General features: G+C 73.0%; 6 protein-coding genes. 4 read left to right on the top strand and 2 right to left on the bottom strand.

Annotation, left to right across the window (positions count from 1 at the left end):
* Window positions 1-132: 132 nt before the first annotated feature.
* Together AB0P06_RS29585 and AB0P06_RS29580 are read right to left on the bottom strand one after the other, a co-directional pair.
* The gene (locus AB0P06_RS29585; protein WP_363612660.1) at window positions 133-804 is read right to left on the bottom strand and encodes a biliverdin-producing heme oxygenase; all 672 of its coding nucleotides are present in this window, start codon (window positions 802-804) and stop codon (window positions 133-135) included.
* A gap of 213 nt (window positions 805-1,017) precedes the next feature.
* Entirely contained in the window at window positions 1,018-1,509 is a 492-nt protein-coding gene (locus AB0P06_RS29580; protein WP_363612658.1) for an inorganic diphosphatase, read from the bottom strand.
* A 75-nt stretch (window positions 1,510-1,584) separates the two neighbouring features.
* Here AB0P06_RS29580 and dacB point away from each other — a divergent pair, with 75 nt between their 5' ends.
* From dacB to hpt, 4 genes are all read left to right on the top strand, one after another.
* Window positions 1,585-3,084 (top strand): D-alanyl-D-alanine carboxypeptidase/D-alanyl-D-alanine-endopeptidase, encoded by a 1,500-nt coding sequence (gene dacB, locus AB0P06_RS29575; protein WP_363612656.1) that lies wholly within the window; start codon window positions 1,585-1,587, stop codon window positions 3,082-3,084.
* Between the two features lie 84 nt (window positions 3,085-3,168).
* The gene (locus tag AB0P06_RS29570; RefSeq protein WP_363612654.1) at window positions 3,169-4,347 is read left to right on the top strand and encodes a zinc-dependent metalloprotease; all 1,179 of its coding nucleotides are present in this window, start codon (window positions 3,169-3,171) and stop codon (window positions 4,345-4,347) included.
* A gap of 299 nt (window positions 4,348-4,646) precedes the next feature.
* Complete coding sequence (gene tilS / locus AB0P06_RS29565) at window positions 4,647-5,774, top strand: tRNA lysidine(34) synthetase TilS (protein ID WP_363612652.1); 1,128 nt, start codon at window positions 4,647-4,649, stop codon at window positions 5,772-5,774.
* 71 nt (window positions 5,775-5,845) lie between these two features.
* On the top strand, window positions 5,846-6,400 hold the full coding sequence (hpt, locus tag AB0P06_RS29560) for a hypoxanthine phosphoribosyltransferase (protein ID WP_049654051.1): 555 nt from the start codon (window positions 5,846-5,848) through the stop codon (window positions 6,398-6,400).
* Window positions 6,401-6,457 lie beyond the last annotated feature (57 nt).

The following is a 6,457-nucleotide window of genomic DNA, read 5'->3' as shown; positions in this document are numbered from 1 at the left end:
CAAGACGCTCGGCTGGAATACCCCAGCCGAGCGTCTACGTGATCTACTCACCACCTAAAACCAAGTGGTGTTGCGACGACCCCTTGAACCCAAGGGTTGCTCGCCGGGGCCCACGTGTGCGGGGAGAAACGTTTATGCACTCAGCGGGTAGCGCGCGTCCAGGTCGCGGAAGACCGCGCCGTTGAGCACGAAGGCGCGCTTGCACTCGTCGACCACCCGGCGGCGCTCGATGTCGTCCAGCGCCAGGCCGGCGGCGTCCAGCCTGGCCCGGTACTCGCGCTTGAAGGCGGCCGGGTTGTCGACCTCCTCGAAGACGTAGAACCGCACGCCGTCGCCCTTGCGCTCGAAGCCCCAGGTCTTCTCGGCTATGCCGCGGATGATCTGACCGCCGGACAGGTCGCCGAGGTAGCGGGTGTAGTGGTGCGCGATGTACCCGGCCGGCCACTCGGCCGCCAGCTCCTCCACCCGGGCGACGTACGCGGCGGTGGCGGGCAGCGGCGCCAGCCCCGCGCGCCAGTCGGCTCCGCGCAGGTGCTCCAGATCGCGCTCGATGGCGGCGGTGCGCAGCAGCGCGCGGTCGATGAACGGTCCGGCCACCGGATGGTCCGCCAGCTCGGCGGTCCGGCCCTCCAGCGCGCGGTAGACGTACCAGAGCTGGCTCGTGAGGTCGGCGTAGGCGTCGATCCCGAGCCGTCCGCCGAGCAGGTGGCTCATGAACGAGGACTGTTCCGCGGCCTCGTGTTCCTCGCTGCTGGCGGTGCGGAGCACGGTGGAGAACGGAGCGGGCTGCTCGGGCGTGGGCATGCGGGCCTCCAGGGGATCGGGATCGCCCCCGATTGTTATGGTTAGCCTAACCTAAGTCAACGTCATGCCGACAGGTTGTCGGTAAACCCGGACCATAGTCCCGGCCCCGGACACGGCGAAGGCCGGGGCCCGCGGATCGCTCCGCAAACCCCGGCCTCCGACTGCCTCGACCTGCCTCGAACGGCCCTGGACGAACGAGATCGGTACGACGGCTCAGTGACCGCCGGACTCCGCCAGACGCTTGATCGAGGCGGTGACCTCGGCCTCGGCCTCGGCGCGGCCGACCCAGTTGGCGCCCTCGACCGACTTGCCCGGCTCCAGGTCCTTGTAGACCTCGAAGAAGTGCTGGATCTCCAGGCGGTCGAACTCCGACACGTGGTGGATGTCGCGCAGGTGCTCCCAGCGCGGGTCGGTCGCCGGGACGCACAGCAGCTTGTCGTCGCCGCCGGCCTCGTCCGTCATCTGGAACATGCCGATGGCGCGGCACTTGATGAGGCAGCCGGGGAAGGTCGGCTCGTCCAGGATGACCAGCGCGTCCAGCGGGTCGCCGTCCTCGCCGAGCGTGCCCTCGACGTAGCCGTAGTCGGCCGGGTAGCGGGTCGAGGTGAAGAGCATCCGGTCAAGCCGCAGACGACCGGACTCGTGGTCGACCTCGTACTTGTTGCGGGAGCCCTTCGGGATTTCGATAAGGACGTCGAACTCCAACGGTTCCTCCAAGGTAGGGACTGACAGAATCCAAGTGTCTCCTACGGGAGTGAGTGCTCGGGAAAGGGGCCGTCGGTGAGAGCTGGGGTCGGGGCGGGGCATCGCCGCCGGGGAACGGCCGCAGGGCTGTTCGGAGCGGCGGTGCTGGTCGCCGGTACGGTCCTGACCTCGGGTGGTGCGTACGCGCAGCCGTCCCCCTCGCCCGGCGGGCACACCGCCGGGCACGGCGAGGGCGACGAGCGGTCCCCCGTCCCGTCCGGCTCCGCGGCCCCGTCCGCCGCCGGCCGCCCGGCGCCCGCCGCGACGGGCGTCCTGACCGCCGCCGAGGCCGGTCCGACGGCCGGGGTGCCGACCCTCCAGGGCCTCCAGCAGGCGCTCGCCGGCGCGCTCGGCGACAAGAGCCTCGGCACCGTCACCTTCGCCGTCGCGGACGCGGCCGGCGGCCGGCTCCTGTACGGCTCCGGGGCGGACACGCCCGCCACCCCCGCCTCCACCACCAAACTGGCGACCACGGTGGCCGCGCTCTCGCTGATCCCGGCGGACACCCGGCTGAGCACCCGGGTCGTCAAGGGAACGGACCCGGACCGGATCACCCTCGTGGGTGGCGGCGACCCGACGCTCACCGCGCTGCCCGCCGACCAGGTGCAGATCGGCGGGCTCGCGGCCGACGCCGACACCGCGCCGGCCTCGCTGGACGCACTGGCGCGCCAGACCGCCGCCGCCCTGAGGGCCGTCGGCACCACCACGGTCAGGCTGGACTACGACCTCTCGCTCTACTCCGGCAACCCGCAGCACAAGAACCACGACGCGGCGAACATCGCCCTGGTCACCCCGCTGATGATCGACGAGGGCAGGGTCGACCCGAAGAGCCGCGAGGAGGCGCCGGCCCGGGTGGCCGACCCGGCCGCCCAGGCGGCCGACGCCTTCGCCGCCCTGCTCAAGGCCCAGGGCATCACCGTCGACGGCAAGGCCAGGCCGTCCGCCGCCCCGGCGCCCGCCGCCGCACCGGTCCTCGGCCGGGTGGACTCGCCGACCGTCGCCCGGCTCGTCGAGCGGCTGCTGACCACCTCGGACAACACCCTCGCCGAGGCGATCGCCCGTCAGGCCGCGCTGGCCGCAGGCCAACCGGCCAGCTTCGAGGGCGCCGCCACCGCCGTCACCCAGGAGCTCGCCCGGCTCGGCGTGCCGACGGCCGGAGTGGTGCTCAACGACGGCAGCGGGCTGCACCCCGACAACGCGATCCCGCCGGCCGTCCTGGTCCACCTGCTCGCGCTGGCCGCCTCGGACCAGCACCCGAAGCTGCGCCCGGTGCTGACCGGCCTGCCGATCGCCGGTTTCACCGGCACCCTCGGCAAGCGCTTCGGCGTCAACTCCGGTGCGGCGGAGGCGGCCGGTCTGGTCCGCGCCAAGACCGGCAGCCTGAGCGGCGTCAACACGCTGGCCGGGACGGTGGTGGACACCGACGGCCGGCTGCTCTCCTTCGCCGTGATGACGAGGACCGCCGCCCCCGCCGACACCGCCCGCGCGGCCATGGACCGCATCGTCGCCCGGCTGGCCGCCTGCGGCTGCCACTGACCCGGACGCACCGGAGCGGTCCACTCCCCAGGACGTCGGCGCCTGTGGCTCCCCCCGACGGACGGGAGCACGTACGGTGAGGGCATGACGAGCGCGAGCGGCGGTGCTGACATGGTCGACTGGAATCTCGCGGTCGCAACCGCGACCAGGCTGGTACGGCCGGGGCCGGAGGTGAGCCGCGCCGAAGCGGCGGCCGTGGTGGCGGAGCTGCGCCGGCACGCCCTGGAGGCCGAGGAGCACGTCCGGGGGTTCACCGGGATGCGCTCCAGCAGTCTCACCGAGGCGGCCGCGACCCCGGTGCTGATCGTGGACCGCCCCGGCTGGGTGCGGGCCAACGTGGCGGGCTTCCGCACCATCGTCCAGCCCCTGGTGGAGAAGCTCCAGGCCCGCCGGGCGGGCAGCACCACGGCGGGCGTCCTCGGCACGGTGGGGGAGAAGGCCACCGGCATCGAGGTCGGCGCCCTGCTGGCCTTCCTCTCCACCAAGGTGCTCGGGCAGTACGAGACCTTCGCCCCGGCGGAGCCCTCGCTGGAGGCGCCGGACAGCCCGGCCGCGCTGTTCGACAAGCCCCGGCTCGGCCCCGAGGACCCGGGCCCGGGCCGGCTGCTGCTGGTGGCCCCGAACATCGTGCACGTCGAGCGCGAGCTGGACGTCGACCCGTCGGACTTCCGGCTCTGGGTCTGCCTGCACGAGGAGACCCACCGCACCCAGTTCACCGCCGTCCCGTGGCTGCGCGACCACATCCAGTCCGAGGTGCAGTCCTTCCTGGCCGAGACGGACGTCGACCCGGGCGCGCTGCTGGACCGCCTGCGGGACGCGGCCGGTTCGCTCGGCGGCGGCCTGCCGGGTCTGGCCGGCCGCGGCGACGGCTCGGCGTCCACCGGTCTGCTGGAGGTCGTCCAGTCGCCCGCGCAGCGCGAGATCCTGGGCCGGCTGACGGCCGTGATGTCGCTGCTGGAGGGCCACGCCGACGTGGTGATGGACGGCGTCGGCCCGGCCGTGGTGCCGAGCGTGGCGGAGATCCGGGAGAAGTTCCAGCAGCGCCGGGACCGCGGCGCCAACCGCCTCGACCTGGTGCTCCGCCGACTGCTCGGCATGGACGCCAAGCTCCGTCAGTACCAGGACGGCGCGGTCTTCGTGCGCGGTGTGGTCGAGCGGGTCGGCATGGACGGCTTCAACCGGGTCTGGACCTCGCCGAACACCCTGCCGACCAAGGACGAGATCCACGACCCGGCCGCCTGGGTCGCCCGCGTCGCCCACTGATCCGACCAGCCGACCAGCCGCCGATCACGCGAGCTGCTGATCAGATTGGCCACCGAAGGGTGGCCGACGGCGGTCAAACCCGTTCGTACGAGTGGTCCAATCGTGCAGATGGCGGGTGAAGATACGTTTTTCCATTCACCCGTACGTGGGACGGTGGTCGTACTGGTGGCGCGGGTGGCGTAGCGGGTCGCTCCTTTCTGCCACCATCTGTGAGCGCCCGGTAACGAGGCGCTTACGGAGGGTGCGGTTCCCGCCGCGCCCGCCGCCGTCCTGTCCCCTCCGCCGAGGAGTCGTCCGCCGTGGGCCCACACCCCGCCGTCGCAGCGATACGCCTGGCCGTACGCCGCACGCTCACCGACCTCGCCGCCGAGGCCGGCACCACCTTCACCGCCCCGGTCCGGGAGCCGCGCGAGCGTTCGAGCGGAGCGCCGCTGGTCGGCGCCGCCGTCGGGACCACCCTGATCGGCAACGCCCACCGCCACCCCTCCGGGCTGCCGCGCACCCCGGCCGCTCCCGGCTCGCCGCTGGTCCTGGTCGCCGTCAGCGGGGGCGCGGACTCCATGGCCCTGGCCATCGCCGCCGCCTTCGAAGCCCCCAAGATCGGCCTGCGGGTCGGTGCCGTCACCGTCGACCACGGCCTCCAGGACGGCTCCGCCGACCGCGCCGCCCAGGTCGCCGACCGGCTGCGCTCGCTCGGGCTCGACCCGGTCGAGGCGGTCCCGGTCCGGGTCGGCCGGGCCGGCGGACCGGAGGCCGCGGCCCGGGACGCCCGCTACGCGGCCCTGGACGAGGCCGCCGAGCGCCACGGCGCGGTCGCCGTCCTGCTCGGCCACACCCGTGACGACCAGGCGGAGACGGTGCTGCTGGGCCTCGCCCGGGGTTCGGGCTCCCGTTCGCTGGCCGGGATGCCCGCCCAGAAGGGCCGCTACCGCCGCCCGCTGCTGGAGCTGGACCGGGCCGCCACCCGGCAGGCCTGCTCCGCCCAGTCGATCCCGGTCTGGGACGACCCGCACAACTGTGACCCGGCGTACACCCGCTCCCGGGTGCGCCACGAGGTGCTGCCGGTCCTGGAGAAGCATCTCGGCGGCGGCGTGGTGGAGGCGCTGGCCCGCACCGCCCGGCTGTTCCGCGACGACGCCGACGCCCTGGACCAGTGGGCCGCGCTGGCCGAGCGCGATCTCCGGTCCGGCGAGGGCGCCCTGGAGGTCGTGAAGCTGGCCGAACTGCCGCCCGCGGTGCGCCGCCGGGTCCTGCGCAGGGCCGCACTGCGGGCGGGCTGCCCGGCCGGGGACCTCTTCGCGCGGCACCTCGAAACGATCGACCTGCTGGTCACCGGATGGCGCGGTCAGGGGCCGCTGCACCTACCCGGGGGCGTCGAGGCCACCCGCAGGTGTGGCACGCTGGTCTTTCGGCGACAGGGCGACTGACGGGCAGGCATGCTCCCGGGGCGCCGGGCCGCCGGCCACACAGACCCCGAACGTTTGAGGACGTATCCCCGGTGGATCAGAACGACATGGGCGCTGACCTCGCGAAGGTGCTCATCAGCAAGGACGAGATCGACGCCAAGCTCCTGGAGCTGGCCGAGCGCATCGACCGGGACTACGCAGGCAAGGATCTGTTGATCGTCGGTGTCCTCAAGGGGGCCGTGATGGTCATGGCGGACCTCGCCCGCACCCTGCACTCGCAGGTGACCATGGACTGGATGGCGGTCTCCTCGTACGGCATGGGCACCAAGTCCTCCGGTGTGGTGCGGATCCTCAAGGACCTCGACACCGACATCGCCGGCCGGGACGTCCTGATCGTCGAGGACATCATCGACTCCGGGCTGACGCTGTCCTGGCTGCTGGGCAACCTGGGCTCGCGCGGCCCGGCCTCGCTGGAGGTCTGTGCCCTGCTGCGCAAGCCCGACGCCGCCAAGGTCGAGATCGACGTCAAGTACGTCGGTTTCGACATCCCCAACGAGTTCGTGGTCGGCTATGGCCTGGACTACGCGGAGAAGCTGCGCAACCTCCCGTTCATCGGCACCCTCGCCCCGCACGTCTACGGCGGCTGAGAGCTCCGTTCGGGCTACGGGCGGGAACAGTACGCCGTTCCCGCCCGTTGAGTCGGG

This window comes from Kitasatospora sp. NPDC088351, assembly GCF_040685575.1.
Taxonomy (GTDB): Bacteria; Actinomycetota; Actinomycetes; order Streptomycetales; family Streptomycetaceae; genus Kitasatospora.
The sequence above is the reverse complement of the archived record's forward strand: the minus strand, read 5'-3'. Positions and strand labels throughout refer to the sequence as shown.